Source organism: Pseudoalteromonas sp. bablab_jr010, assembly GCF_016464105.1.
GTDB classification, from domain to species: domain Bacteria; phylum Pseudomonadota; class Gammaproteobacteria; order Enterobacterales; family Alteromonadaceae; genus Pseudoalteromonas; species Pseudoalteromonas simplex.
On record NZ_JACDWV010000146.1, the window covers coordinates 1 to 283 of the forward strand.

At 54.1% G+C, this 283-nt stretch carries 1 rRNA gene; it reads left to right on the forward strand.

From position 1 onward, the window contains the following. Window positions 1-283 (forward strand): 16S ribosomal RNA (locus JIG37_RS13375); the annotation flags it as partial.

Here is a 283-nt window from a genome sequence, read left to right on the forward strand (position 1 = left end):
CGGCCCAGACTCCTACGGGAGGCAGCAGTGGGGAATATTGCACAATGGGCGCAAGCCTGATGCAGCCATGCCGCGTGTGTGAAGAAGGCCTTCGGGTTGTAAAGCACTTTCAGTAAGGAGGAAAGGTTAAGTGTTAATAGCGCTTAGCTGTGACGTTACTTACAGAAGAAGCACCGGCTAACTCCGTGCCAGCAGCCGCGGTAATACGGAGGGTGCGAGCGTTAATCGGAATTACTGGGCGTAAAGCGTACGCAGGCGGTTTGTTAAGCGAGATGTGAAAGCC